Here is a 25,729-nt window from a genome sequence, read left to right on the forward strand (position 1 = left end):
GCTCACATGTGGTCCACGGCCTTGGGCAGCGCGTAGAAAGTCGGGTGGCGATAGACCTTGTCCTCGGCCGGATCGAAGTACATGTCCTTCTCGCCCGGGTCGCTGGCCACGATCTGCTCGGACAGCACGACCCACACGCTGCAACCTTCCTGGCGGCGCGTGTAGACGTCGCGCGCCATCTGGATCGCCATCTTCGAATCCGCGGCATGCAGGCTGCCGCAATGCTTGTGGTCCAGGCCCGCCTTGCTGCGGACAAAGACTTCCCACAAGGGCCATTCGTTTTCGACTGAGCTCATGCTGCTTCCTTCAATGCTGTTTGCTTGCGTGCGTGTGCGAGCGCGGCATCGCGCACCCATGCGCCGTCGTCCCATGCCTTGACGCGGGCGTTGAGCCGTTCGCGATTGCACGGCCCGTCGCCGCCGATCACGCGCCAGAACTCGCTCCAGTCGATCGCGCCGTGGTCATGCGCCTGGCGCTCTTCGTTCCACTGGAGGTCCGGATCGGGCAAGGTCACGCCGAGGATGCGCGCCTGCTCCACCGCCGCGTCGATGAACTTCTGGCGCAGGTCGTCATTGCTGAAGCGCTTGATGCCCCAGCGCATGGATTGCGCACTGTTGGGCGACTGGTCATCCGGCGGACCGAACATCATGATCGACGGCCACCACCAGCGATTGACCGCGTCCTGCACCATCGCCTTCTGCGCATCGGTGCCCTTGGTCATCATCGTGAGCAGGGCCTCATAGCCCTGACGCTGATGGAAGCTCTCCTCGCGGCAGATGCGGATCATGGCCCGCGCATACGGCGCATACGAGCACCTGCAGATCGGCACCTGGTTCATGATCGCCGCGCCATCCACCAGCCAGCCGATGGTGCCGATGTCGGCCCAGGTCAACGTCGGGTAGTTGAAGATCGAGCTGTACTTGGCCTTGCCCGAGTGCAGCGCGTCGAACATCTGGTCGCGCGAGGTGCCGAGCGTTTCAGCGGCGGCATAGAGGTAGAGCCCGTGGCCGCCCTCGTCCTGCACCTTGGCCAGCAGGATGGCCTTGCGCTTCAACGTGGGTGCGCGCGAGATCCAGTTGCCCTCGGGCAGCATGCCGACGATCTCCGAATGCGCATGCTGGCTGATCTGCCGCACCAGCGTCTTGCGGTAGTGGTCGGGCATCCAGTCCTTCGCCTCGATGAAGTCGCCAGCATCGATGTGCGCATCGAAGTTCTCTTCCAGGCGCATCTCGTCGGCGGAGCGCACGGCCTTCTTGCCGTCGCCGGGCTCCTTGCCCATCGTGTCCATGGCTTGCGTGTACATGAGGTGTTCTCCTTGTTCAGCGGGGACGTTTGTCGACCACGCGGCGGGCCTTGCCGGTCTGCGTGCGCTCGATCGTGTTCGGGTCGAACACGCGGACTTCGGTCGAGATGCCGACCAGCGTCTTGATGCGGTGCTGCACCCACTTGGCCACCGCGACGCGGTCGCTCTCGGAGATGATGCTGTGGGGTTGCAGTTCGCAATGCACCTCGACCTGGTCGAGCAGGCCTTCGCGGCTGATGTGCATCTGGTAGAGGCCGGTGAGCGCCTCGTGCGCGAGCACGATCTCCTCGACCTGTGTCGGGAACACGTTGACGCCGCGGATGATCATCATGTCGTCGCTGCGGCCGACGATCTTGCCCATGCGACGGAACGAGCGGGACGTCGGCGGCAGCAGCCGCGTGAGGTCGCGCGTACGGTAGCGCACCACGGGCAAGGCTTCCTTGGTCAGCGAAGTGAAAACCAGTTCGCCCTCCTCGCCATCGGGCACCAGCTCGCCGGTGATGGGGTCGATGATCTCGGGATAGAAGTGGTCCTCCCAGATCACCGGGCCGTCCTTGCTCTCGATGCATTCGCTGGCCACGCCCGGGCCCATCACTTCGGACAGGCCATAGATGTCGACCGCGTCGATGCCGGCCTTGTGCTCGATGTCGTGGCGCATCGCCTCGGTCCACGGCTCGGCGCCGAAGATGCCGACCTTCAGCGAGCTCTCGCGCGCATCGATGCCCTGCCGCGCGAACTCCTCGATGACCACCTGCATGTAGCTCGGCGTGACCATGATGATGGAGGGCTTGAAGTCCTGGATCAGCTGCACCTGCTTCTCGGTCTGCCCGCCGCCCATCGGCACGACCGTGCAGCCCGCGCGTTCGGCACCGTAGTGCGCGCCGAGGCCGCCGGTGAAGAGGCCATAGCCATAGGCGATATGGATCAGGTCGCCGGTACGTCCGCCCGCGGCGCGGATCGAACGCGCGACGAGTTCGGCCCAGGTGTCGATGTCGTTCTTGGTGTAGCCGACGACCGTCGGCTTGCCGGTGGTGCCCGACGAGGCATGCACGCGTGACAACTGCTCGCGCGGCACGGCGAACAGCCCGAAGGGGTAGTTGTCGCGCAGGTCGGTCTTCACCAGGAAGGGGAACTTCGACAGGTCGCTGAGCTGCTTCAGGTCTCCTGGTTTCACGCCCTTGGCATCGAAGGCCTTGCGGTAGTGCGGCACGTTGTCGTAGGCGCGTTGCAGCGTGTCCTTCATGCGCGCCAGTTGCAGCGCGGCGATCTCGTCGCGGCTGGCCGTCTCGATGGCCGACAGGTCGCCGGGGGCGGGTTGCTTCACGGGCATGTTCTTGTCTCCTCTTCGGACTGGCGGCGGGTCAGGCGGGCTGGACAGCCGGCTTGCCCTTCATGGTGTACGACCGACCACGGAACACCGCGAGGCGCTCGCCGCGCTGATTGGTGACTTCCGTGTCGTAGACGCCGGTGCGGCCGGACTTCGACACCTCTTCGCATCGCGCGACGAGCTCGTCGCCGAGCCTGCCCGGCGCCATGAAGTCGATGCCGAAGCCGGAGGCCACCGTGAGCTCGTTGTACGAGTTGCAAGCGAAGGCGAAGGCCGAATCGCACAGCGTAGCGATGAAGCCGCCGTGGCAGATGTCGTGGCCGTTGAGCATGTCTTCGCGCACCTGCATGTGGATCGTGGCGCGGCCGGGCGCGACCTCGACGATGCGCATGCCGAGCAAGCGCGTGGCGCGGTCGTTGCGCAGCATGCCTTCGCGGACGTGCTCGGCGGTTTGTTGGGGCGATAGGACTTCGGTCATGGGAATGCTTAGCGGTCGGAGAAGGTCGGCGCGCGCTTGTTGCGGAAGGCGTCTACGCCTTCCAGGTAGTCGTGCGCGCTGCCCAGTTCGGATTGCAGCGAGGCTTCCAGTTGCAGCGCCTGACGCATGTCCATGCCTTGGGCCGCGGTGAGAGCCTGCCGCGTCGCGACCAGCGCGCGCGTCGGCATGCCGGCGAGCCGCGTGGCCAAGGCATTGGCAGTGTCGAGCAGCGCTGCGTCATCGACGCACTGCCAGATCATTCCCATCTGCGCCGCGTCGGCCGCGGGCACCTTGTCGCCCAGCATGGCGAGCCCCATGGCGCGCGCCGAACCCACCAGCCGGGGCAGCAACCATGTACCGCCGGTGTCGACGACGAGCCCGATCTTCGAGAAGGCCTGGATAAAGCTGGCAGAGCGCGCGGCGATCACCAGGTCGCAGCACAGCGCAAGGTTGGCGCCAGCACCGGCGGCCACGCCGTTGACCGCGGCGATCACCGGCACCGGCATCGAACGCACACGCTCGACCAGCGGGGCATAGTTGGCCTCGATCAACTTGCCCAGGTCCTGCCCCGGCGCGGCCGCCGGATCGCTCAAATCCTGCCCCGCGCAGAAACCGCGCCCTGCGCCCGTGATGATCACGCAGCGCACCGAGGCATCGTTTGCTGCGGCATTCAACGCCGCCAGCAACTCCGCATGCATCGCACTCGTGAAGCTGTTCATCGCAGCGGGGCGGCTCAGCGTCAGCGTGGTCACGCCGCCTGCCTGGTTCACCGAAATCGTGGGTTCTGTCATCTCTTCTTGTCTCTCAAAACATTATTGACCGACCGTTCGGTAGAGTTTATTATTTCCCGACTTCGCTGCGCAAGCCGTTTGCCCTAGTGCAAACCCTAGGGAGACTCTGATCAAGTCCTCCGCGGTTCGCGCATCCTCTGCTTGGGGGTCTGCGGCGTTGCAAATCCTCGCCATAGCTTCGGCTATGACTGCGGTTTGCGCCTTGCATCCCATCCCAAGCCGAGGCGCGCGCCCTCGCGGCGAACTTGATCAGAGCCTCCATAGTCAACAAAAAAGGAAGAGACATGCCCTGCTACTCCATCGAAGGCGTCGTGCCGGTGGTCGACCCGAGCGCCTACGTGCACCCCACCGCCGTACTCATCGGCGACGTGATCGTCGGCCCCAACTGCTACATCGGCCCCAACGCCAGCCTGCGCGGCGACTTTGGTCGCATCGTGCTCCACGCCGGGGCCAATGTGCAAGACACCTGCGTGATGCACGGCTTTCCGCTGCAGGACACGCTCATCGAGGAGAACGGCCATGTCGGCCACGGCGCGGTGCTGCATGGCTGCGTGATCCGGCGCGATGCGCTCGTCGGCATGAACGCGGTGGTGATGGACGAGGCGGAGATCGGCGCGAACTCCTTCGTCGCCGCATGCGCTTTCGTGCCGGCCGGCATGAAGGTGCCGCCGCGCAGCCTCGCCGCCGGCATGCCCGCCAAGGTCAAGCGCGAACTCAGCGACCAGGAGATCGCCTGGAAGCTCGACGGCACCCTCACCTACCAGGAACTCACGCGCCGCTGCCACGCCAGCCTGGTCGAGGTCGAGCCGCTTGCGGCGGTCGAAGCCGATCGACCGCGCGTGCAGCATTCGCCGGTGAAGACATTGATCGCGACCAAGCGCGACGAGTAGGCCGGGGACACAGCGACATGCCACGCGGACGAGCTGCCACCTACGAAGACCAGCGGGAGATGATCCTGTCCCGCGCCGCCGCGCTGTTCGCGAAGCGGGGCTATGCCTCCGCATCGATGAACCAGGTCGCGGAGGCCTGCGGACTGTCGAAAGCCTCGCTGTACCACTACTACAAGGACAAATACAGCCTGCTCGTCAGCATTGCCGAAGGGCACGTCTCGCGCCTCCAGGCATTGATCGATGACGAGGCTTCCGCCCACCTGCAGGGCGAAGCCAGGCTGCGCCACCTGATCCACCGCATCGTGGCCGAATACGCCAACGCCCAGGACGCGCACCGCGTGCTGACCGAGGACGTCAAGTTCCTCGAACCCGACGACCGCGAGCGCGTGCTCGACAAGGAGCGTCACGTCGTCGCCGGCTTTGCGCGCGCGGTGTCGGAGATGCGCGCGGGCCAACCCAGCGCGCACCTGTCCAAGCCGCTGACCATGCTGCTGTTCGGCATGATCAACTGGATGTTCACCTGGATGAAGCCCGACGGCGAGCTCGACTACGACGCCATGGCGCCGATCGTCGCGGACCTGTTCTTGGGCGGCATCGGCGAGGTGCGCCTGCCGGAAGCGTCGCACGAACCCGTCCCGCGCAGCGACAGGCTGGCGGCGCGATAGGACGCAGCGCCAGCATTGGGAACAAATCGGGTCGCGCAGCGGCACCCGTCGCAAGCCAACGTGGAATCGGCTTCGCCGGGCACAGGGTGCGCGCTATATTGGGCTGAGGACCGCGGCTCCAAGCCTGCCGGCGCAGGCTCGGACGGTCCGCAAGAGCAGCCGCGCAGCGCCGCAGGCGCTTCGCGGATCGGTGAGTCAGCCCCCGCTCGACGAATCGATCATCTTCGCCAGCACCTGGTCCAGACTGAAGCTCGCTGCCTTCTGCCGCGGCGGGAATTCCTTGAACGTCGCCAGGAACTCCCCGACGATGGCCTGCGCCGGCACCAGCAGGTAGATGTGCCGGAACATCCAGTCGTAGAAAGTGTTCGACGTGATCTGCGCGCGCTCGTACGGGTCCATCCGCAGGTTGAAGATGTAGGGCGTACGCAGCACCACGAAGGGCTCCTGCCAGATCTTCAGCGTGCCGGTCACGCGCTGCTCCATGAACAACATCTTCCAGTGGTCGTAGCGGATGGCCGCCACGTCGCCCTCGTCCGTGAAGTAGATGAAGCCGGGGCGCGGGCTCTTCTTTTCCTTGCCCGTGAGATAGGGCACGAGGTTGTAGCCGTCGAGATGGACCTTGAAGGTCTTGTCGCCGATCTTGTGGCCCTTCTTGAGCTTTTCCTTGATGTCCGGGTCGCCGGCCGCCGCCAGGATGGTCGGGAACCAGTCGAGGTGACTGATGATTTCGTTCGACTCCGAACCGGCCGGGATCACGCCCGGGAAACGCACCACCAGCGGGATCCGGTACGCGCCTTCCCAGCTCGAATTCTTCTCGTTGCGGAACGGCGTCGTGCCCGCATCCGGCCAGGTGTTCATGTGCGGGCCGTTGTCGGTGCTGTACTTGACGAAGGTGTTGTCGGCGATGCCGAGTTCGTCGAGGAAGTCGAGCAGCTCGCCGATGTGCTTGTCGTGATCGATCATCACGTCGTGGTACTCCGACTGCCAGCGACCGGACTGTCCGATGCTCTCCGGCTTCGGGTGCGTCCAGGCGTGCATGTGCGAGGTGTTGAACCACACGAAGAAGGGCTCGCCTGCGTCGTGCGCAGCCTTGATGAATTTCTTGGCCCCGGCCATGAACTCGTCGTCGATCGTCTCCATGCGCTTCTTGGTCAGCGGCCCGGTGTTCTCGATCTTCTGGCCGCCCTTGCCGTCGGACCAGCAATGCAGCACGCCGCGCGGGCCGTACTTCTTCTTGAAGTTGGGGAAGTCCTTCGCGTTGGGATAGTCGACTTCCTCGGGCTCTTCCTCGGCGTTCAGGTGGTAGAGGTTGCCGAAGAACTCATCGAAGCCATGCACCGTGGGCAGGTGTTCGTCGCGATCACCGAGGTGGTTCTTGCCGAACTGGCCCGTACGGTAGCCGAGCGGCTTGAGCGCCTCGGCAATGGTGATGTCCTCGGCCTTCAGGCCCAGTTCCGCGCCGGGCAAACCCACCTTCGTCAGGCCCGTGCGCAAGCCGCACTGGCCGGTAATGAACGACGCGCGCCCGGCCGTGCAACTCTGCTCGGCATAGGCATCCGTGAAGATCATGCCTTCCTTGGCGATCCGGTCGATGTTGGGCGTGCGATAGCCCATCATGCCCTTGGTGTAGCAGCTCAGGTTCGACTGACCGATGTCGTCGCCCCACATGACAAGAATATTGGGTTGCTTGGTTTTGGTCGCCATTCTGTCGCTCCTTGCGTTGTGGATCGCCGCCAGGAAAGGCAGCACTGCACCAGGGGACACAGCCCCGGTGAGCCAGCGATCTTCCGCGCGTGGACTGGCGTCGCAACTAGCTTTTGGTATAGCGGGTGCGCGTTGCACGCGCTGGGCAGCCTGCCACTCGGCAACGCAAGGCTCGGCAAGCGCCGGACAGCAAAAAGCCCTTGATCCTGCTAGGAATCAAGGGCTCTTGATGTTTGGTGGCCTGGGGCGGAATCGAACCACCGACACGCGGATTTTCAATCCGCTGCTCTACCAACTGAGCTACCGGGCCTTGGTATGGAGCCTTCGATTATACAGCGCTTCTGCGCCCTCTCGAAAGATCGACACCCAATTGTTTGAGTTTTCGATAGAGATGGGTGCGTTCCAGGCCGGTCTTCTCGGCCACGCGGGTCATGGAGCCGTTCTCCATCGCCAAGTGGAACTCGAAGTACGCCTTCTCGAAGCCATCGCGCGCATCGCGCAGCGGGCGGTCGAGGTCGAAGCTCTGGTTGGCGCGCGGGCCGGCTTCGACGACGAGGGCCGCGGTCGGTAGCGGCATCAGGCCGTGGTCGCCGGTGGTGGTCACGGCCGCCGCGAAATGGCTGGTCGTGGGCACCACGCTGGCGGCGGCGCGGCGCGCGCTCTCGCGGGCCAGGCCCTGCTCGACCGCCTTCAACAGCTTCTGCAGGGTGATGGGTTTTTCAAGGAAGGCGAAAGCGCCGATGCGCGTGGCGTCGACCGCGGTGTCGATGGTCGCGTGCCCGCTCATCATGATGACGGGCATGCTCAACAGGCCGGCAGTCGACCACTCCTTGAGGAGCGTGACGCCATCGGTGTCGGGCATCCAGATGTCCAGCAGGACCAAGTCGGGCCGCGCACGCTGGCGCGCTGCGCGTGCCTCGGCGGCGTTTTCGGCCAATTCGACGTTGTGACCTTCGTCGTTGAGGATCTCGAATAGCAGGTCTCGGATGCCCAGCTCGTCGTCGACGACAAGAATGTTTGCCATGAATGCTTCAGGTGTGCGCGCTCAGGCGACAGTGGTAGGCGAGTGTTCGTCGGGTATTGCGGGTGTGGCCGGCTGTTCAGCCGCCAGCGCGAATGATAGCGAGACTTGCGCACCCACTACAGCCCCCTCGACGATGCGATTGGAAAGTTCGATGCGCGCGCCGTGTTCGTCGGCTATTTTCTTGACGACGGCAAGTCCCAGGCCAGTGCCCTTGGCCTTGGTCGTGACGTAGGGCTCGAAGGCGCGTTTGAGGATGTTCTCGGCAAAGCCGTGACCGCTGTCCTGCAGCGTCAGGCGCACGCGCTTGCCCGTATCGTCCAGGCGGGTGCGGACGATGACTTCTCCACTGCCCTTGCCACCCTGCGCCGTCTCGGTGGCATCCTGCGCGTTTTGCAGCAGGTTATGGATCACCTGGCGCAATTGCTGCGCGTCTCCACGTATGGCCGGGCAGCGCGGGTCGAGTTCGGTGTGCACCGTCACTGTGGGAGCCTCCGTCTCGTAGAGGCTCAGCACGTCGACCACGACGGCATTGAGGTCGACCGGCTTCAGCTCTGCCGCCGGCAGGCGCGCATAGTCGCGGAACTCGTTGACCAGCCGCTTCATCGCATCGACCTGGTCGACGATGGTCTTGACCGACTTGTTGAGGATCGCCAGCTCCGGCGGCTCGACCTTGCCCTTGAGTTTCATCTGCAGGCGCTCGGCGGAAAGCTGGATCGGCGTGAGCGGATTCTTGATCTCGTGCGCCAGGCGGCGCGCCACTTCGCCCCAGGCCTGGGCGCGCTGGGCCGAGACGATCTCGGAGATGTCGTCGAACACCAGCAGCCGCGCGCTGCCCGGCAGCTCTGCACCGCGGGCCACGATGTTGATGGTGTCCTGCTGCATGCCGCCGCCGGGCGGGTGCAGCTCGAAGGCGTGTTGCCAATGGTCGAGGCCGTGCTGCAGGTGCTCGACCTGGAAGTCGTCAAATTGCTGCTGCACGTCCTGCGCGAAGTCCGCGAGGCTCGGTACCGCCGCCAATCGCTGGCCCTCGAAGGCAGCCAGCGGCGCACGCAGCACGCGTGTGGCGCCCGGGTTGGTCTGAAGAACCGTGCCCGCCGCGTCCAGCACGATCACGCCGGACGTCAGGTTGTCGAGGATGGTCTGCAGGTTGCCCCGCGCCGCCTCAAGCTCGCCCATGGTCTTCTCGACGACGCCGCGCGCATCTGCCAATTGCTGTGTCATGACCGCGAACGAGCGCGTCAGCCCACCGAGTTCATCCCGGGTCTGCAGCACGGTGGTGGGCCGCAGGTCGCCGCCGGCCACCTGCCGCACGCCGTCTGCCAGCACCAGCAGCGGTCGCGCGAGCTGATTGCCGAACAGCACCGCCAGCAGCACCGCGCCGAACACCGCCAGGAACAGGCACAGCGTGAGCGTGCCGATGTACATGCGCCGCAGGCCGCCGCGCGCCAACGCGCGCTCCTGGTACTCGCGGTTGGCTTCCTGTACGGCCAGCGCGTTGGCCACGAGTGCCGGCGGGATCGGGCGAGTCACCTGGAGAAAGCGCGCATCGGTGCTGAACTCGAAGCCCGGCCGCTGCACGATCATGAGCGCGTGCACGGTCGCGACCGGCGGCGTCGCGCCCGGCGGCGATGCCTCGTCCAGCCCCTCGATGTGCGCCACGCCGCGCTCGGTGCGCGCCTGGCGGAACTGCAGCGGCGTCGGCCGCTCCGGATTGAGCTGGAAGCGCGAGGTGCCGGCGCTGGCCACGAGCTGGCCGCTGCCGGTCCAGAGCACGGCGTCGCTCGCGCCGAGCTGGTCGCGGATGCGCTCGAGCGCCAGGCCGGCGCTGGTGTCGGGGACCTCCGCCAGTTGTGCGCTGGCCGCACGCGCCTTGCTGGACAGGTCCTCGGTCAGCGAATCCAGCGTGGCCCGGCCCAGGTTGAGGCCCGCATCGAGCGCGCCCTCGACCTTGACGTCGAACCAGCTCTCGATGGAGCGCGACATGAAGTTGTAAGACACCACGTAGATCAGCGCGCCAGGCACCACGCCCACCAGCGCGAAGATGGCCGCCAGCTTGATCAGCAGGCGGCTGCCGAACTTGCCGAGCCGCAGGCGCTGGATCAACCGGAACGCCACCCACACCAGCACCAGCAGCAGGAAGATCGCGACCACGACGTTGATGCCGAACAGCAGCGCGTAGTTGCGTTCGTAGAGCGCCCGGTTGTTGGTCGCCTGCGCCAGCAGGAACATCATCACCAGACCGATGGCCGTGATCGCCGCGGCACCGACGCCCAAGGCCCAACGCACGGCTTTCGTGCGGCGCGTATGGTGCGTGTGCTGGGCAGGCTGGGTATTGCGCCGTTCGTCGCGCGGCGCCTGGCCGGGGATCACGGCGTCTTCCCTACGGCCAGCTTGGCGGTGCGTTCCGCCGCGATGTTCCAGTCGGATTGGCCGGCCATGCCGATCTGGAAGGGTCGCGGCAGTTGCGAAATGTCGAGGCGGAAGCGGAACTGGACCGGATGGACGGCGTCGTCCGCGATGTCGCTCGCGTCGCCCATGCGCATCCGGCCGACGCGCTTGACCGCGTCCAGGGCATCCGACAGCGAGTCGAAGTTCTGGTTCAGCGTCGCGCCGAAACCTGCATTGGTGATGGGCACGGGGGACACGTTGAGGCGCCAGCGGCGCGTGAGTGGCTGGTAGGCCAGTCGCATGTAGCGCGCCACCTGCGCGACACGGGCGTCCGTCCAGTACCAGCGTTCGCGATAAAGCTCCGCCTCCGCCACGAAGTAGACGGCAATGCCCTTGTCGAGCACCTCTTCCACCAGGGTTGGCAATTCGAATTGCACGGCAGCCGTGAGATACACGCCGTCGCCGCTGCGTTCCAGCTTCATTTGCGTGACCTCGGCCGCCTCCGCGGCCGCCGGGGTCGGTAGCCAGCCCAGCAATACCATCCAGATCGCCACGAACCAGGCCGTGATCGGCCAGCCACGCCGGCTAGCGAGCTGGTTTTTCAAGCAGGGCGTAGAAGAAACCGTCGTGTTCACCCAACCCATTGTCCGGGACGCCACGCGCATTGCCGCCGCTTTGAGGCAGCAAATGGCCTGGCGAAGGCCGCAAACGGGCATCGGTGTTGTGCGCAAGAAACGCCTCGATTTGGTGCGAACCCTCCTGCCTAAACACCGAACAAGTGCAATAAAGAAGGCGTCCGCCGGGTCGAACCAGCGGCCACAACGCGGCCAGAAGCATCGCTTGCTGGAGCGCCAACTGCTCGACGTCGCTCTCGCGCCGCAACCAGCGCACGTCGGGATGGCGCCGCACGATGCCGGACGCGGTGCAGGGGGCGTCGAGCAGGATGGCGTCGAAAAGCTGGCCGTCCCACCACTTCTCGGGCCGGACGGCATCGGCCACCAGGACGGTGGCGCTGAGGTCGAGGCGCGCCAGCGTCTCACCGATGCGACGGCTGCGGGCGGCGTCGATCTCCAGCGCCGTGACCTCGATGGGCATGTCGCCGGCATATTCGAGCAGGTGCGCGGTCTTGCCGCCGGGCGCGGCGCAGGCGTCGAGCACGCGAAGTTGAACTGGGCCCCCAGGGCCGGGCTGCGCCCCGCTCGCGTCTCGCGCGGGATCAAGTCGAGATGGCAAAGCCATGCCACCAGGGCGCAGGCCGTCGAGCAACAAGGGCGCAGCGATCTGCGCGGCGCTGTCCTGCACCGAGAATTCGCCCTCGGCAAAGCCCGGCAACTGCGGCACCGGTCGCGCACGTGCGAGTTGCACCCCACTCCCCGCCACCGGCGTGGCCGCCATGCCCGCGGCCGACAGCGTCTGCAGGTAGAGGCCTTGCGAGGTCTTGCGCGTGTTCACGCGCAGCGTGAGCGGCGGTTGCTGGTTGTTGGCCTCGAGCACGCGCTGCCAGTCGCGCGGGTGGTCGCGCCGGAGCCTTTCGATCCACCAACGCGGGTGGTTCCATTGCGCCACCGGCTCGTGGTTGGTGGCGGCCACGAGGTCATCGCGCTCGCGCAGGAAGCGGCGCAGGCAGGCGTTGATGAAGCTGCCTTGCGCCCGCGTCGCCGGGTCGCGCTTGGCCGCCTCGACCGCCTGGTCGACGAGCGTGAAGGGTTCGTAGGGCGAGTTGTCGGCATCCCAGCCCAGCGCCAGGGCTGTGCACAGCAGGGCATCGGCGTTGGGCGGTGGCGTGCGTTTGGCGAGTTGGCGTCGCAGCGCCTCGGCACGGCCCAGCCAGCGCAGGGCCTGGAAACCCAGCGCCTGCACGCCCGGGCGCAGCGCGGGCTCGACCGCCTCGAACGCAGCACTGCCGGAAGTGCCGGCGCGAATCGCCGCGAGGGCTTGTGCGGTCAATTGCAACTGGCGCCACAACGGCGGCCCCAGGTGGGGCGACGTCAAACTGGATGGGGGGTCGGTGAGGTCTCGCAAGCGGTTGATGGTAACAACCAGCGAGCGAGGCAACGCTGAATTGCTGGCTTCAATGTTGCGGCGGCCTCACGCCTTGTGTCCTGGCGAATCTCGAAGGCCCCGCAACCCGCTGGCGGATGCCGAAAGCAGCTACACCAATGGCATCGCACGACGCAGGCCGAACATCAACGCCATCAGCATCGCCGGAAACTGCCCGATGGCCGCGTTGTAGTTCAGCACCGCCTGGTTGAACTGGCCGCGCGCGATCTCCGGCGCCGCCGACGGTTCGGGCCAGGCGATGGGTGCGGCGATCGTCGCGACCGAAGGATCGTCGCCGGAGCCGGCCCACGTCGCGGGCCGCGACAGCGTGCCGTCGGCCTCGAAGACCATGGATGGATCCCCGTGCTGCCGCTGCCAGGCCGACAGCATCGCGTGCAGCGCGGTTCCCAGTGCCGCCATCGCCTGCATGTCCAGCGGCCGCTTGCGCGTGGCGCCCAGCATGTTGCCGAACTGCCGGGCCGCCGCACGCAGCGATGCCCCGCTGGTCAGCTCGCCCGGGCCGAAGGCACTCGGCGCGGTCGGGATCACATGGGTCTGCACGAAATCGAGTTGGCGCATCAGCGCGGCATCGAGCGCGCCATAGGCCTGCAGCGCGGTGGAACGCAGCCGCACCAGCCGGTTGTGCGCGCCGATGAACCAGAACAGCGCCACTGCGCCGGCGATCCACCAGGGCCAGCCTTCAGGCAGGAGATTCATTGGATGGTTCTAAGTGGCCATGAAAAACGCCCCCGATCCGCGCGAGCGAAAAGGGGGCGTCTGGGTCCGGTCATGGGGTCATGGCCGGGTTGCGCGGGCGATCACTCGCTGGCGGCAGCGGTTCCTTCGCCGGCATCCGCGGTGGCCGTGGCGGCCTCCTCGGTGCTGGACGAGCTGTCGCCGGCCAGTTCCGCGGCTTCGGACTCGGCGATGGCGCGGCGCTCGGCCTCGTCCATCTGGTCCTTGACCTTGCGGGCCTGGTGGTAGGCCATGCCGGTGCCTGCGGGGATCAGGCGGCCGACGATCACGTTTTCCTTCAGGCCGCGCAGTTCGTCGCGCTTGCCCATGATCGCGGCTTCGGTCAGCACGCGCGTCGTTTCCTGGAACGATGCGGCGGAGATGAACGAGTCGGTCGACAGGGAGGCCTTCGTGATACCGAGCAGCAGGTTGGTGAACGTCGCGGGGATCTTGCCAGCGCTGCGCAGGGCGTCGTTGGTGTTGAGCATTTCGCTGCGTTCGACCTGTTCACCCGAGATGTAGTTCGTGTCGCCGATGTTGTCGACCACGACGCGGCGCAGCATCTGGCGAACGATCACCTCGATGTGCTTGTCGTTGATCTTCACACCCTGCAAGCGGTACACGTCCTGCACTTCGTCCACGATGTAGCGCGCCAGTTCTTCCGAACCCAGCAGGCGCAGGATGTCCTGCGGATCGGCCGGACCGTCGACGACGCTTTCGCCCTTGTTCACCACCTGGCCTTCGTGCACCAGGATGTTCTTTTCCTTGAGCACGAGTTCCTCGTGGACCGTGCCTTCCGGATCGGTGATCTGCAGGCGGACCTTGCCCTTCGTTTCCTTGCCGAACGACACGGTACCGGTCATCTCGGCCAGCGTGCCCTTGTCCTTCGGCGAACGGGCTTCGAAGAGCTCGGCCACACGCGGCAGACCGCCGGTGATGTCGCGCGTCTTCTGGCCTTCGACCGGGATGCGGGCCAGCACTTCGCCGGGGCCCACGTCCTGGCCGTCGCGGATCTGCACCAGCGAGCCGATCGGGAAGCCGATCGTCACCGAGTGGTCGGTGCCGGGGATCTTCACTTCGGCGCCGGAGGCGTCGATGAGCTTCACCTGCGGACGAACCACCTTCGCAGCGCCGCGGCGCTTCGGGTCGATCACGACCAGGGTCGACAGGCCCGTCACTTCATCGACCTGCTTCGCGACGGTCAGGCCTTCTTCGACGTTCTCGAAGTGGGTCTTGCCGGCGAATTCGGTGATGATGGGTCGGGTCAGCGGGTCCCAGTTGGCGAGCACGTGGCCGGCCTTGATGGTCTGGTCGGCCTTGACCGTCAGCGTGGCGCCATACGGCACCTTGTGACGTTCACGCTCGCGGCCATGCTCGTCGTGGATGATGATTTCGCCGGAACGCGAGATCACCACCAGCTCCTGCTTGGAGTTGGTCACGTAGCGCATCGTGGCGTTGAAGCCGATCGAACCGTTCGACTTGGCTTCCACGCTGGAGGCGATGGCGGCGCGCGAAGCGGCACCACCGATGTGGAAGGTCCGCATCGTCAGCTGCGTGCCGGGTTCACCGATCGACTGCGCGGCGATCACACCGACGGCTTCGCCGATGTTGATCAGGCCGCCGCGACCCAGGTCACGGCCGTAGCAGGTGGCGCAGATGCCGAAGCGCGTGTCGCAGGTCAGCGCGGTGCGGACCTTGACTTCGTCGACGCCCTGGGCTTCCAGTTCTTCGATCGTGTCTTCGTCGAACATCTGGCCGGCGTTCAGCAGCACCGCACGGTTTTCCGGGTGCAGCACGTCTTCCGCCGCGGTACGGCCGAGGATTCGGTCGCGCAGCGACTCGATCACTTCACCGCCTTCGACGATCGCGCGCATCAGGTAGCCACCGTGCGTACCGCAGTCCTGCTCGGTCACGACCAGATCCTGCGTCACGTCGACCAGACGACGGGTCAGGTAACCCGAGTTCGCGGTCTTCAGTGCCGTGTCAGCCAAGCCCTTGCGAGCACCGTGGGTGGAGATGAAGTACTCCAGCACGTTCAGGCCTTCGCGGAAGTTCGCGGTGATCGGCGTCTCGATGATGGAGCCGTCAGGCTTGGCCATCAGGCCCCGCATGCCGGCGACCTGGCGGATCTGCGCGGCGGAACCGCGAGCGCCCGAGTCGGCCATCATGTAGATCGAGTTGAACGATTCCTGCTCGACTTCCTTGCCGTGGCGGTCGATGACCTTCTGCTTGGACAGCTTGGCCATCATGACCTTCGACACTTCGTCGCCGGCCTTGCCCCAGATGTCCACCACCTTGTTGTAGCGTTCGCCGGAGGTGACCAGACCGGACACGTACTGCTGTTCGATCTCCTTCACTTCCTTGGCCGAGCGATCGATGATGCCGTGCTTTTCAGCGGGCACCAGCATGTCGTCGATGGCGATCGAGATGCCGGCCTTGGTCGCCAGGCGGAAGCCGTTCTGCAACAGCTTGTCGGCGAACACGACGGTCTCTTTCAGGCCGCACTTGCGGAACGAGACGTTGATGAGCTTGGAGATTTCCTTCTTCTTCAGCGCCTTGTTGATGTTCGAGAACGGCAGGCCCTTCGGCAGGATCTCGGACAGCAGCGCGCGGCCCACGGTCGTGTCGATGAGCGAGGTCGACGGCGTGAACACGCCGGTTTCCTTGTCCTTCGAATACTCGGTGATGCGGACGGCGATCTTGGCGGTGAGTTCGACCACGTTGGCGTCGAGCGCGCGCTGGACTTCGCCGATGTCGGAGAAGACCAGGCCTTCGCCCTTGGCGTTGATGCGGTCGCGGGTCGTGTAGTACAGGCCCAGCACCACGTCTTGCGACGGCACGATCGACGGTTCGCCCGAAGCGGGGAACAGCACGTTGTTGGAGGCCAGCATCAGCGTGCGGGCTTCCATCTGTGCTTCCACCGACAGCGGCACGTGCACAGCCATCTGGTCACCGTCGAAGTCGGCGTTGAATGCCGCGCAGACGAGCGGGTGCAGCTGGATGGCCTTGCCTTCGATCAGGATCGGCTCGAACGCTTGAATGCCGAGGCGGTGCAGCGTCGGCGCACGGTTCAGCATGACCGGGTGTTCCTTGATGACTTCTTCAAGGATGTCCCAGACCACCGGCGTACCCGACTCGACTTCCTTCTTGGCAGCCTTGATCGTGGTCGCGATGCCCATGGCTTCGAGGCGCGAGAAGATGAAGGGCTTGAACAGTTCAAGCGCCATCAGCTTCGGCAAGCCGCACTGGTGCAGCTTGAGCGTCGGGCCCACCACGATGACCGAACGGCCCGAGTAGTCCACGCGCTTGCCCAGCAGGTTCTGGCGGAAACGACCGCTCTTGCCCTTGATCATGTCGGCCAGCGACTTGAGCGCGCGCTTGTTGGCGCCCGTCATGGCCTTGCCACGGCGGCCGTTGTCCAGCAACGAGTCCACGGCTTCCTGCAGCATCCGCTTTTCGTTGCGCGCGATGATTTCCGGAGCCTTCAGCTCCAGCAGGCGGCGCAGACGCGAATTGCGGTTGATGACGCGGCGGTACAGGTCGTTCAGGTCGGAGGTCGCAAAGCGGCCGCCGTCCAGCGGCACCAGCGGACGCAGGTCCGGCGGCAGCACGGGCAGCACTTCCAGCACCATCCAGTTGGGCTTGATGCCCGACTTGCGGAAGGCTTCCAGCACCTTGAGGCGCTTGGAGTTCTTCTTGACCTTGACTTCGGAACCGGTCAGGTCGCCGCGCAGGCGTTCGATCTCGCTGTCGAGTTCGATGCCTTCAAGCAGGTCCTTGATGCCTTCCGCGCCCATCTTGGCGACGAACTCGTCACCGTATTCCTTGCGCTTCGCGTCGTAGTCGTCCTCGGACATGATGTCGCGCTTCTTCAGCGGGGTCATGCCGGGGTCGGTGATCACGTACGCTTCGAAGTACAGCACGCGTTCGATGTCGCGCAGCGTCATGTCGAGCACCAGGCCCAGACGCGACGGCAGCGACTTCAGGAACCAGATGTGCGCGCACGGTGCGGCCAGGTCGATGTGACCCATGCGTTCGCGGCGAACCTTGGTCTGCGTGACTTCAACGCCGCACTTCTCGCAGATGACACCGCGGTGCTTGAGGCGCTTGTACTTGCCGCAAAGGCATTCGTAGTCCTTGATGGGCCCGAAGATCTTGGCGCAGAACAGGCCGTCGCGTTCGGGCTTGAAGGTGCGGTAGTTGATCGTCTCGGGCTTCTTCACTTCGCCGAAAGACCATGAACGGATCTTCTCGGGCGAAGCCATGCCGATCTTGATGGCATCGAAATGCTCATCCGGCGTGAATTGCTTGAACAGGTCGAGTAATGACTTCATGTGACTCTTTCCTTGTCTGCTTATGAGCGTTCGAGTTCGATGTCCAGGCCCAGGGAACGGATTTCCTTGACCAGCACATTGAACGATTCCGGCATGCCGGCTTCGATGGAGTGTTCGCCCTTGACGATCGACTCGTAGACCTTGGTGCGGCCGACCACGTCGTCGGACTTCACCGTCAGCATTTCCTGCAGCACGTAGGCGGCGCCATAGGCTTCCAGCGCCCACACTTCCATTTCACCGAAACGCTGGCCACCGAACTGGGCCTTGCCGCCCAGCGGTTGTTGCGTGACGAGCGAGTACGGACCGGTGGAGCGGGCGTGCATCTTGTCGTCGACCAAGTGGTGCAGCTTCAAGAAGTGCATGTAGCCGACGGTGACAGGACGCTCGAACTGCTCGCCGGTGCGGCCGTCGTACAGGTAGGCCTGCGTACGCGTCTCGGTCAGGCCCTTGGCCTTGGCGATGTCGTCCGGGAAGGCCAGCTTCAGCATGCCGCGGATTTCCTCTTCCGAGGCACCGTCGAACACCGGCGTCGCGAACGTCGCGCCGCTTTGCAGGTTCTGCGCCATCTCGAGCACGTCGGCGTCGCTCAGCTGGCTCAGGTCTTCCTTGCGGCCGGAGCCGTTGTAGAGCTGTTCCATGAACTTGCGCAACTCGGCCACCTTGGCCTCTTGCTGCAGCAGGTCGCCGATGCGCTGGCCCACGCCCTTGCCGGCCCAGCCCAGGTGCACTTCCAGCACCTGGCCCACGTTCATCCGCGAAGGAACGCCCAGGGGGTTCAGGCAGATGTCGCACGGCGTGCCGTCGGCCATGTGCGGCATGTCTTCGACCGGAACGATCTTCGACACCACACCCTTGTTGCCGTGGCGGCCGGCCATCTTGTCGCCGGGTTGCAGGCGGCGCTTGACGGCCAGGTAGACCTTGACCATCTTGAGCACGCCCGCGGGCAGCTCGTCGCCCTGCGTGAGCTTCTTGCGCTTTTCTTCGAACGCGAGGTCGAAGCTGTGGCGCGTCTGCTCCAGCGAGTTCTTGATCGACTCGAGCTGCGATGCCACGTCGTCTTCCGCCGGGCGGATGTCGAACCAGTGGAACTTCTCGACCGAATCAAGGTAAGCCTTGTCGATCTTCGTGCCCTTGGCCAGCTTGTTCGGGCCGCCATTGGCGACACGGCCGGTCAGCAGCTTGGCGATACGGTCGAAGGCGTCGGCCTCGACGATGCGCAGCTGGTCGTTCAGGTCCAGGCGGAAGCGCTTCAGCTCATCGTCGATGATCTGCTGGGCGCGCTTGTCGCGCGTGATGCCTTCGCGGGTGAACACCTGCACGTCGATCACGGTGCCTTGCGAGCCCTGGTCCACACGCAGCGAGGTGTCCTTCACGTCCGAAGCCTTCTCGCCGAAGATCGCGCGCAGCAGCTTCTCTTCCGGCGTCAGCGTGGTCTCGCCCTTCGGCGTGACCTTGCCCACCAGCGTGTCACCGGGTTGCACTTCGGCGCCGACGTAGATGATGCCGGACTCGTCCAGGCGATTGAGCTGTTGCTCGGCCAAGTTCGGGATGTCGCGGGTGATTTCTTCGGCGCCCAGCTTCGTGTCGCGGGCCATCACCACCAGTTCCTCGATGTGGATCGAGGTGTAGCGGTCTTCGGCGACGACGCGTTCGCTGATCAGGATCGAGTCTTCGAAGTTGTAGCCATTCCACGGCATGAAGCCGATGAGCATGTTCTGGCCCAGGGCGAGTTCGCCCAGGTCGGTCGATGCGCCGTCGGCCACCACGTCACCCTTGGCGATCTTGTCGCCGCGCTTGACGATCGGACGCTGGTGGATGTTGGTGTTCTGGTTCGAACGCTGATACTTGATCAGGTTGTAGATGTCCACGCCGACTTCGCCGGCTTGCGCCTCGTCGTCGTTCACGCGCACCACGATGCGGGTCGCGTCGACGTAATCGACGATACCGCCGCGGGTGGCCGTGACCACGGTGCCCGAGTCGACCGCGGAAACGCGCTCGATACCGGTACCGACCATCGGCTTCTCGGGACGCAGCACCGGCACGGCCTGGCGCTGCATGTTGGCGCCCATCAATGCGCGGTTCGCATCGTCGTGCTCCAGGAAGGGCACGAGCGAAGCAGCCACCGACACGATCTGCGCGGGCGACACGTCCATGTACTGGATGCGCTCGGCACCGACCAGGATCGATTCGCCGGCTTCACGCGCGGAGACCAGGTCACCGGTCAGGCGGCCGTCCTTGTCCAGGGCCGCATTGGCCTGGGCGATGACGTACTTGCCTTCCTCGATGGCCGACAGGTAGTCGATGTCCATCGTGACCTTGCTGTCGACCACGCGGCGATACGGCGTCTCGATGAAGCCGTATTCGTTGAGGCGGGCGTACAGGGCCAGCGAGTTGATCAGGCCGATGTTCGGACCTTCAGGCGTTTCGATCGGGCACACGCGGCCGTAATGGGTCACGTGCACGTCACGGACTTCGAAGCCTGCGCGTTCGCGGGTCAGACCGCCCGGGCCCAGGGCCGAGACACGACGCTTGTGCGTGATCTCGGACAGCGGGTTGGTCTGGTCCATGAACTGCGACAGCTGCGACGCACCGAAGAATTCCTTCAGTGCGGCCGAGATCGGCTTGCTGTTGATCAGGTCGTGCGGCATCAGCGGCTCTTGCTCCGCTTGACCCAGACGTTCCTTCACGGCCTTCTCGATGCGGGCCAGGCCGGTGCGGTACTGGTTCTCGGCCAGTTCGCCGACGCAACGCACGCGGCGATTGCCCAAGTGGTCGATGTCGTCCACTTCGCCATTGCCGTTGCGCAGGTCCACGAGGATCTTGACCACGGCCAGGATGTCTTCGTTGGTCAGCACCATCGGGCCGGTCGATTCGTCGCGGCCGACCTTGGCGTTGAACTTCATGCGGCCGACGCGCGACAGGTCGTAGGTGTCCGGGTTGTAGAACAGGCGCTGGAACAGGGCCTGCACTGCGTCTTCCGTCGGCGGCTCGCCGGGGCGCATCATGCGGTAGATGGCCACGCGCGCAGCGAACTCGTCGACGGTTTCGTCGATGCGCAGGGTCTGCGAGATGTACGCGCCCTGGTCGAGTTCGTTGGTGTAGATGACCTGGATGTCCTGCACGCCGGCCGTGCGCAGCTTCTTCAGCAGCGCTTCGGTCAGTTCGTCGTTGGCCTTGGCCAGGATTTCGCCGGAGTCGGCGTCGACGATGTTGCGGGCGATGACGCGGCCGACCAGGAAGTCTTCCGGCACGCTGATGTGCGTGGTTTCCGACTGCTCGAGTTCACGCGTGTGGCGCGCGGTGATGCGCTTGTCCTTGGCGACCACGACCTTGCCCGACTTGTCGGTGATGTCGAAGCGCGCCACTTCGCCGCGCAGACGCTCGGCGACGAATTCCATCTGCGCGCCGCTGTCCATCAGGCGGAAGTTGTCGTTCACGAAGAAGTTCGCGAGGATCGATTCCGGGTTCAGGCCGATGGCCTTCAGCAGGATCGTCACGGGCATCTTGCGGCGACGGTCGACGCGGAAGTACAGCATGTCCTTCGGGTCGAACTCGAAGTCGAGCCACGAGCCGCGGTAAGGAATCACGCGGGCCGAGAACAGCAGCTTGCCGCTGGAGTGGGTCTTGCCCTTGTCGTGCTCGAAGAACACGCCCGGCGAACGGTGCAGCTGCGAAACGATCACGCGTTCCGTGCCGTTGATGATGAAGGAACCCTTCTCGGTCATCAGGGGCACTTCGCCCATGTAGACCTCTTGTTCCTTCACTTCCTTGACCACCTTCGACTGCGAAGTCGACGACTCGCGGTCATAGATGATCAGCTGCACCTTGGCGCGCACGGCCGAGGCGAAGGTCAGGCCGCGAGTCTGGCACTCGCGCACGTCGAAGGCGGGTTTCGCGAGGTTGTACTCGAGAAACTTCATCTCGACGAAACCGTTGTGCGAGACGATAGGGAAGGCAGCGTCGAACGCGGCCTGCAGGCCTTCGACGGTGCGTTTTTGCGGGGCGATGCCGGCTTGCAGGAACGCGGTGTACGCGTCCTTCTGCATTTGCAGCAGGTAGGGGATTTCAACGACGCTGTCGCGGCTGCCGAAACTTTTTCGGATGCGCTTGCGTTCTGTGTACGAATAGGCCATGAGAGCTCCGGAGCTTGAGATCTTCAGCGACTTGGTTCGGGCGCAAAATGCACCACTCCTTGGCGGCTGGCCACTACCAGCCGTTGGCGGACGGTGATGCGTTGCACATCACCCGAACCAAGGGGTCTTCTGCAGTCGGGGTCAGAAGACACTCGAAAGCCATCTTTTCTGGTTTTCCGTCGACCTTTGTCTCCGGGAAACCCAATTTGCTTGGGCTTTCCGTCGACCTCTCGGCCTCCGACAAACCCATTTCTTGGGCTTTCCGTCGACCTTTCGACCTCTGGAAAACCCATTTTTGGGCTTTCCGTCGACCTTTCAGGTCTCCGGGAAACCGGCAAAAAGCCGGCTTTCGGGTGCGCTCTGAAAGCGCGAAAGGCTGGAGGGCCTTTTCAGGCGCCTCCAGCCCTTGAAGGGACTGAATTACTTCAGTTCCACCTTGGCGCCGGCATCTTCCAGCTTCTTCTTGGCAGCTTCGGAGTCAGCCTTCGACAGGCCTTCCTTGACAGCCTTGGGAGCGGCTTCGACCAGGTCCTTGGCTTCCTTGAGGCCCAGGCCGGTGATTTCGCGCACGGCCTTGATGACCGACACCTTGTTCGCGCCGATTTCGGTCAGCACGACGTTGAATTCGGTCTTCTCTTCGACGACAGCAGTAGCGGCGCCACCACCAGCGGCGGGAGCCGACATTGCTGCGGCGCTCACGCCGAACTTCTCTTCGATGGCCTTGACCAGGTCGTTGAGTTCCAGGACCGTCATGCTGTCCAGCGCGGTCAGAAATGCGTCTTTATCGAATGCCATTTTTTGTTTCCTAACAATTGGGTTGAATGTTTCAGACACAAGCGCTTCAAGCGGCTTGTGCTTCGGCCGGAGCCGCTTCTTCTGCAGGTGCTTCGCCGCCACCACGCTTTTCCGCGAGTGCCGCGAGGACGCGGGCGGTGCGGGAAATGGGGGATTGCATCAAGCCCAGCAATTGCGCCAGCAGCACTTCCTTGGAAGGGATGTTGGCCAGTTGCTTCACGCCTTCGACGTCCAGGGCCTTGCCACCGAATGCGCCACCGCGGATGACCAACTTGGCGTTGGTCTTCGCGAAATCGGCCACCACTTTCGCGGCGGCCACAGCGTCTTCGGAGAAGCCATAGATCAGCGGGCCGGTCATCTGGTCGCCGACGATCTCAAACGAGCTGCCAGCGACAGCACGGCGTGCCAGCGTGTTCTTCAACACGCTGAGGTTCACACCCTTGCTGCGTGCTTCGGCGCGCAGTTTGGTCATCTCGGCCACCGTGATGCCACGGTATTCCGCCATCACGAGCGTTTGAGCTTTTGCGGCGAGGCTGGTCACATCACTGATGACCGCTTCTTTCTCACTGCGATTCAGACTCAAGGTCTACTCCTTTTAATGCAACCTTCGGCCGGGGCCTCGGATTGCGCTACATGCAGCGACCAACTGTTTGGAAACGAAATTCCTTGCAGCGGGATCGCCATCTGCGCTGATCGCTTCTCGCGCGGGAGAGGCAATTAAGAACAGGCTGCCCTGTTCACCAGCGGTCTTGGATGGCCCACAGCGACCTTTGACGGTTGCTGCGACCCACCACATCGCCCTGCCGTTTGACCGGCGGGGCAAATTACTTGCTTAGCCCGAGATGGTTTGCGTGTCCACGCGGACACCCACACCCATCGTCGACGACACAGCCACCTTGCGCAGGTACACACCCTTGCTCGACGCCGGCTTGGCCTTGACCAGCGCTTCAATCAGCGCAGCCAGGTTGCCTTGCAGCTTGTCGGTGTCGAACGAACGACGGCCGATCGTGCCGTGGATGATGCCGGCCTTGTCGACGCGGAACTGGACCTGGCCAGCCTTGGCGTTCTTGACGGCGGTGGCAACGTCCGGGGTCACGGTGCCAACCTTGGGGTTGGGCATCAAACCACGCGGGCCGAGGATCTGGCCGAGCGTACCGACGACGCGCATGGCGTCCGGTGCCGCGATGACCACGTCGAAAGGCATGTCGCCAGCCTTGACCATGGCAGCCAGGTCGTCCATGCCGACGATGTCGGCACCGGCGGCCTTGGCTTCTTCAGCCTTGGCGCCCTGGGCGAACACAGCCACGCGCTTGGTCTTGCCGGTGCCGTTGGGCATCACGACCGCGCCGCGAACGACTTGGTCCGACTTCTTGGCGTCGATGCCGAGTTGCACCGCCACGTCGATCGATTCGTCGAACTTGGCGGTAGCGGCTTCCTTGACGATGCCGATGGCATCGACCAGCGGATACAGCTTGGTCGTTTCAACCTTGCCAGCCAGTGCTTTTTGCTTCTTGGTGATCTTGGCCATTTACACGCCCTCCACATTCACGCCCATCGAGCGGGCCGTACCGGCGATGGTGCGAACTGCTGCGTCCATGTCGGCCGCGGTCAGGTCCTTCATCTTGGTGGTGGCGATCTCTTCGAGCTGAGCGCGCGTGATCTTGCCAACCTTGTCGGTGTGCGGACGGGCCGAGCCCTTGTCCAGCTTGATGGCCTTCTTGATCAGGACGCCAGCGGGCGGCGACTTGATGATGAAGGTGAAGCTCTTGTCGGCGAAGGCGGTGATGACCACCGGCAGCGCCAGACCCGGCTCGTAGCTCTGCGTTTGCGCGTTGAACGCCTTGCAGAACTCCATGATGTTCAGACCGCGTTGGCCCAGTGCGGGACCGATCGGCGGTGAGGGATTGGCCTTACCAGCTGGCACTTGCAGCTTGATGAAGCCGACGATTTTTTTCGCCATGCTTTACTCCTTGCGGGTGATAACGCTGCGCACTCGGCAACAGCTCCCCGGGGTTGACGACTCTTGCTTCTACGTTCCTTGCCGAGTCGGTATGCAAGGAAACCAGGAACCAGATGACCCGCCGAGCGGGATTTGGTTCCCCATTACGTCTCTATCAAGTCTTTTCGACTTCGGCGAAGCCCAGCTCCACCGGCGTGGCGCGTCCGAAGATCATCACGGACACGCGCACCTTGTTCTTCTCGTAGTTCACTTCTTCGACGGTGCCGTTGAAGTCGGTGAACGGGCCTTCCTTGACGCGCACGAATTCGCCCACGACGAACTCCACCTTGTGACGCGGCTTCTCGGTGCCCTGCTGCATCTGGTTGACGATGTCCTCGACTTCCTTCTGCGAGATCGGCGCCGGACGGTTCTTGGCGCCGCCGACGAAGCCCGTCACCTTGTTGGTGTGCTTCACCAGGTGCCAGCTCTCGTCGTCCATGATCATTTCGACCAGCACGTAGCCCGGGAAGAAACGACGCTCGGTGGTGCGCTTCTGGCCGTTCTTGATCTCGACCACTTCTTCGGTCGGCACCAGGATGCGGCCGAACTTGCTCTGCATGCCGGCGCGATTGATGCGCTCGGTGATGTTGCGCTCGACCGCCTTTTCCATGCCCGAGTAGGCGTGGACCACGTACCAACGCAGGTCCGGATTGGCCGGGGGCGGCAGCGCCGACGTCACTTCCGACGAAACTTCAACTTCTTCGGTCATTACTTTCTCCAACCCAGAATGAGGTCAAAAAACACCCATTCGAGGGTCTTGTCGGTGAGCCAAAGGAAGATCGACATGATCACCACGAAGCCGAACACATAGGCGGTCATCTGGATGGCCTCCTTGCGGGTCGGCCAGACCACCTTCTTGACTTCGCGCCACGAGTCGCGGCCGAAGGCGATCAGCTGCTTGCCGTTCTCGGAACTGGCAAACACGCCGACGGCGGCAGCCAGGCCGACCAGCAGGGCGATCCACTGCACCACGCCACCTTGCTTCGACAGCAGGTAGAACGCAACAATGGCGCCCACCGCCAACACCACCGCCGCAGCCAACTTGGCTTTGTCGGCGCCGGTGCTCACGGTTTCAATTTGAGTAGTAGCCATCTTGGGCAGTGTTTCCTGTGGCCTCGCGGCC

General features: G+C 64.4%; 21 protein-coding genes and 1 tRNA gene. 2 read left to right on the top strand and 20 right to left on the bottom strand.

The features are described from left to right. Nucleotides 1–2 precede the first annotated feature (2 nt). The 5 genes from paaB to WKW82_RS21400 are packed head-to-tail and all read right to left on the bottom strand — an operon-like array spanning nucleotide 3 to nucleotide 3,899. Nucleotides 3–296 (bottom strand): 1,2-phenylacetyl-CoA epoxidase subunit PaaB, encoded by a 294-nt coding sequence (gene paaB, locus WKW82_RS21380; RefSeq protein WP_340344360.1) that lies wholly within the window; start codon nucleotides 294–296, stop codon nucleotides 3–5. Continuing rightward, on the bottom strand, nucleotides 293–1,303 hold the full coding sequence (paaA, locus tag WKW82_RS21385) for a 1,2-phenylacetyl-CoA epoxidase subunit PaaA (RefSeq protein WP_340344361.1): 1,011 nt from the start codon (nucleotides 1,301–1,303) through the stop codon (nucleotides 293–295). Before paaA ends, paaB begins: the two co-directional genes overlap by 4 nt. Before the next feature lie 16 nt (nucleotides 1,304–1,319). After that, nucleotides 1,320–2,633 carry a phenylacetate--CoA ligase PaaK gene (gene paaK, locus WKW82_RS21390; RefSeq protein ID WP_340344362.1) on the bottom strand — a complete coding sequence of 438 codons (1,314 nt, stop codon included), beginning with the start codon at nucleotides 2,631–2,633 and terminating at the stop codon, nucleotides 1,320–1,322. 31 nt (nucleotides 2,634–2,664) lie between these two features. Beyond that, complete coding sequence (gene paaI / locus WKW82_RS21395) at nucleotides 2,665–3,108, bottom strand: hydroxyphenylacetyl-CoA thioesterase PaaI (RefSeq protein WP_340344363.1); 444 nt, start codon at nucleotides 3,106–3,108, stop codon at nucleotides 2,665–2,667. A gap of 8 nt (nucleotides 3,109–3,116) precedes the next feature. Continuing rightward, nucleotides 3,117–3,899: an enoyl-CoA hydratase-related protein gene (locus WKW82_RS21400; RefSeq protein WP_340344364.1), complete on the bottom strand. Its 783-nt coding sequence runs from the start codon at nucleotides 3,897–3,899 to the stop codon at nucleotides 3,117–3,119. 284 nt (nucleotides 3,900–4,183) lie between these two features. Between WKW82_RS21400 and WKW82_RS21405 the strand changes: the two genes are divergently transcribed. Then, nucleotides 4,184–4,789, top strand: a complete 606-nt coding sequence (locus tag WKW82_RS21405; RefSeq protein WP_340344365.1) for an acyltransferase — start codon at nucleotides 4,184–4,186, stop codon at nucleotides 4,787–4,789. Between the two features lie 17 nt (nucleotides 4,790–4,806). Next, entirely contained in the window at nucleotides 4,807–5,454 is a 648-nt protein-coding gene (locus tag WKW82_RS21410) for a TetR/AcrR family transcriptional regulator (RefSeq protein WP_340344366.1), read from the top strand. 195 nt (nucleotides 5,455–5,649) lie between these two features. On the opposite strand, the gene WKW82_RS21415 is transcribed toward WKW82_RS21410, so the two are convergent. The 15 genes from WKW82_RS21415 to secE form a co-directional block, all read right to left on the bottom strand. Beyond that, the gene (locus WKW82_RS21415) at nucleotides 5,650–7,158 is read right to left on the bottom strand and encodes an arylsulfatase (protein ID WP_340344367.1); all 1,509 of its coding nucleotides are present in this window, start codon (nucleotides 7,156–7,158) and stop codon (nucleotides 5,650–5,652) included. Nucleotides 7,159–7,392: 234 nt separating this feature from the next. Next, nucleotides 7,393–7,468, bottom strand: a tRNA-Phe gene (locus tag WKW82_RS21420). A gap of 18 nt (nucleotides 7,469–7,486) precedes the next feature. After that, nucleotides 7,487–8,182, bottom strand: a complete 696-nt coding sequence (locus tag WKW82_RS21425) for a response regulator (RefSeq protein WP_340344368.1) — start codon at nucleotides 8,180–8,182, stop codon at nucleotides 7,487–7,489. 21 nt (nucleotides 8,183–8,203) lie between these two features. Then, a complete protein-coding gene (locus WKW82_RS21430; protein WP_340344623.1) occupies nucleotides 8,204–10,468 on the bottom strand; it encodes a sensor histidine kinase in 2,265 nt (754 codons plus the stop codon). A gap of 80 nt (nucleotides 10,469–10,548) precedes the next feature. Further along, on the bottom strand, nucleotides 10,549–11,112 hold the full coding sequence (locus WKW82_RS21435; RefSeq protein WP_340344624.1) for a DUF4390 domain-containing protein: 564 nt from the start codon (nucleotides 11,110–11,112) through the stop codon (nucleotides 10,549–10,551). Nucleotides 11,113–11,155: 43 nt separating this feature from the next. Next, a complete protein-coding gene (gene rsmB / locus WKW82_RS21440; RefSeq protein ID WP_340344625.1) occupies nucleotides 11,156–12,547 on the bottom strand; it encodes a 16S rRNA (cytosine(967)-C(5))-methyltransferase RsmB in 1,392 nt (463 codons plus the stop codon). 174 nt (nucleotides 12,548–12,721) lie between these two features. Further along, on the bottom strand, nucleotides 12,722–13,327 hold the full coding sequence (locus WKW82_RS21445; RefSeq protein WP_340344369.1) for a LemA family protein: 606 nt from the start codon (nucleotides 13,325–13,327) through the stop codon (nucleotides 12,722–12,724). 101 nt (nucleotides 13,328–13,428) lie between these two features. Then, entirely contained in the window at nucleotides 13,429–17,679 is a 4,251-nt protein-coding gene (gene rpoC / locus WKW82_RS21450; RefSeq protein ID WP_340344370.1) for a DNA-directed RNA polymerase subunit beta', read from the bottom strand. A gap of 20 nt (nucleotides 17,680–17,699) precedes the next feature. After that, nucleotides 17,700–21,812, bottom strand: a complete 4,113-nt coding sequence (rpoB, locus tag WKW82_RS21455; protein WP_340344371.1) for a DNA-directed RNA polymerase subunit beta — start codon at nucleotides 21,810–21,812, stop codon at nucleotides 17,700–17,702. 420 nt (nucleotides 21,813–22,232) lie between these two features. Further along, complete coding sequence (gene rplL / locus WKW82_RS21460) at nucleotides 22,233–22,607, bottom strand: 50S ribosomal protein L7/L12 (RefSeq protein WP_340344372.1); 375 nt, start codon at nucleotides 22,605–22,607, stop codon at nucleotides 22,233–22,235. A 46-nt stretch (nucleotides 22,608–22,653) separates the two neighbouring features. Then, complete coding sequence (gene rplJ / locus WKW82_RS21465) at nucleotides 22,654–23,190, bottom strand: 50S ribosomal protein L10 (RefSeq protein ID WP_340344373.1); 537 nt, start codon at nucleotides 23,188–23,190, stop codon at nucleotides 22,654–22,656. A 249-nt stretch (nucleotides 23,191–23,439) separates the two neighbouring features. Next, on the bottom strand, nucleotides 23,440–24,135 hold the full coding sequence (rplA, locus tag WKW82_RS21470) for a 50S ribosomal protein L1 (protein WP_340344374.1): 696 nt from the start codon (nucleotides 24,133–24,135) through the stop codon (nucleotides 23,440–23,442). Next, nucleotides 24,136–24,567, bottom strand: coding sequence for a 50S ribosomal protein L11 (gene rplK / locus WKW82_RS21475; RefSeq protein ID WP_213958619.1), 432 nt, complete (start codon nucleotides 24,565–24,567; stop codon nucleotides 24,136–24,138). It abuts the gene before it with no gap. A 154-nt stretch (nucleotides 24,568–24,721) separates the two neighbouring features. Further along, nucleotides 24,722–25,315: a transcription termination/antitermination protein NusG gene (nusG, locus tag WKW82_RS21480; RefSeq protein WP_340344375.1), complete on the bottom strand. Its 594-nt coding sequence runs from the start codon at nucleotides 25,313–25,315 to the stop codon at nucleotides 24,722–24,724. Continuing rightward, nucleotides 25,315–25,698 (bottom strand): preprotein translocase subunit SecE, encoded by a 384-nt coding sequence (secE, locus tag WKW82_RS21485; protein WP_340344626.1) that lies wholly within the window; start codon nucleotides 25,696–25,698, stop codon nucleotides 25,315–25,317. Before secE ends, nusG begins: the two co-directional genes overlap by 1 nt. Nucleotides 25,699–25,729 lie beyond the last annotated feature (31 nt).

Source organism: Variovorax rhizosphaerae, assembly GCF_037889975.1.
Taxonomy (GTDB): domain Bacteria; phylum Pseudomonadota; class Gammaproteobacteria; order Burkholderiales; family Burkholderiaceae_C; genus Variovorax; species Variovorax rhizosphaerae.

Coding starts and splice junctions, on each gene's coding strand:
- secE (WP_340344626.1), bottom strand. CDS start 25,698: ATGGCTACTACTCAAATTGAAACCGTGAGCACCGGCGCCGACAAAGCC.
- rpoC (WP_340344370.1), bottom strand. CDS start 17,679: ATGAAGTCATTACTCGACCTGTTCAAGCAATTCACGCCGGATGAGCAT.
- paaK (WP_340344362.1), bottom strand. CDS start 2,633: ATGCCCGTGAAGCAACCCGCCCCCGGCGACCTGTCGGCCATCGAGACG.
- WKW82_RS21435 (WP_340344624.1), bottom strand. CDS start 11,112: ATGGTATTGCTGGGCTGGCTACCGACCCCGGCGGCCGCGGAGGCGGCC.
- WKW82_RS21445 (WP_340344369.1), bottom strand. CDS start 13,327: ATGAATCTCCTGCCTGAAGGCTGGCCCTGGTGGATCGCCGGCGCAGTG.
- WKW82_RS21400 (WP_340344364.1), bottom strand. CDS start 3,899: ATGACAGAACCCACGATTTCGGTGAACCAGGCAGGCGGCGTGACCACG.
- nusG (WP_340344375.1), bottom strand. CDS start 25,315: ATGACCGAAGAAGTTGAAGTTTCGTCGGAAGTGACGTCGGCGCTGCCG.
- rplK (WP_213958619.1), bottom strand. CDS start 24,567: ATGGCGAAAAAAATCGTCGGCTTCATCAAGCTGCAAGTGCCAGCTGGT.
- WKW82_RS21415 (WP_340344367.1), bottom strand. CDS start 7,158: ATGGCGACCAAAACCAAGCAACCCAATATTCTTGTCATGTGGGGCGAC.
- rplL (WP_340344372.1), bottom strand. CDS start 22,607: ATGGCATTCGATAAAGACGCATTTCTGACCGCGCTGGACAGCATGACG.
- paaB (WP_340344360.1), bottom strand. CDS start 296: ATGAGCTCAGTCGAAAACGAATGGCCCTTGTGGGAAGTCTTTGTCCGC.
- WKW82_RS21410 (WP_340344366.1), top strand. CDS start 4,807: ATGCCACGCGGACGAGCTGCCACCTACGAAGACCAGCGGGAGATGATC.
- WKW82_RS21425 (WP_340344368.1), bottom strand. CDS start 8,182: ATGGCAAACATTCTTGTCGTCGACGACGAGCTGGGCATCCGAGACCTG.
- rpoB (WP_340344371.1), bottom strand. CDS start 21,812: ATGGCCTATTCGTACACAGAACGCAAGCGCATCCGAAAAAGTTTCGGC.
- paaA (WP_340344361.1), bottom strand. CDS start 1,303: ATGTACACGCAAGCCATGGACACGATGGGCAAGGAGCCCGGCGACGGC.
- WKW82_RS21405 (WP_340344365.1), top strand. CDS start 4,184: ATGCCCTGCTACTCCATCGAAGGCGTCGTGCCGGTGGTCGACCCGAGC.
- rplA (WP_340344374.1), bottom strand. CDS start 24,135: ATGGCCAAGATCACCAAGAAGCAAAAAGCACTGGCTGGCAAGGTTGAA.
- paaI (WP_340344363.1), bottom strand. CDS start 3,108: ATGACCGAAGTCCTATCGCCCCAACAAACCGCCGAGCACGTCCGCGAA.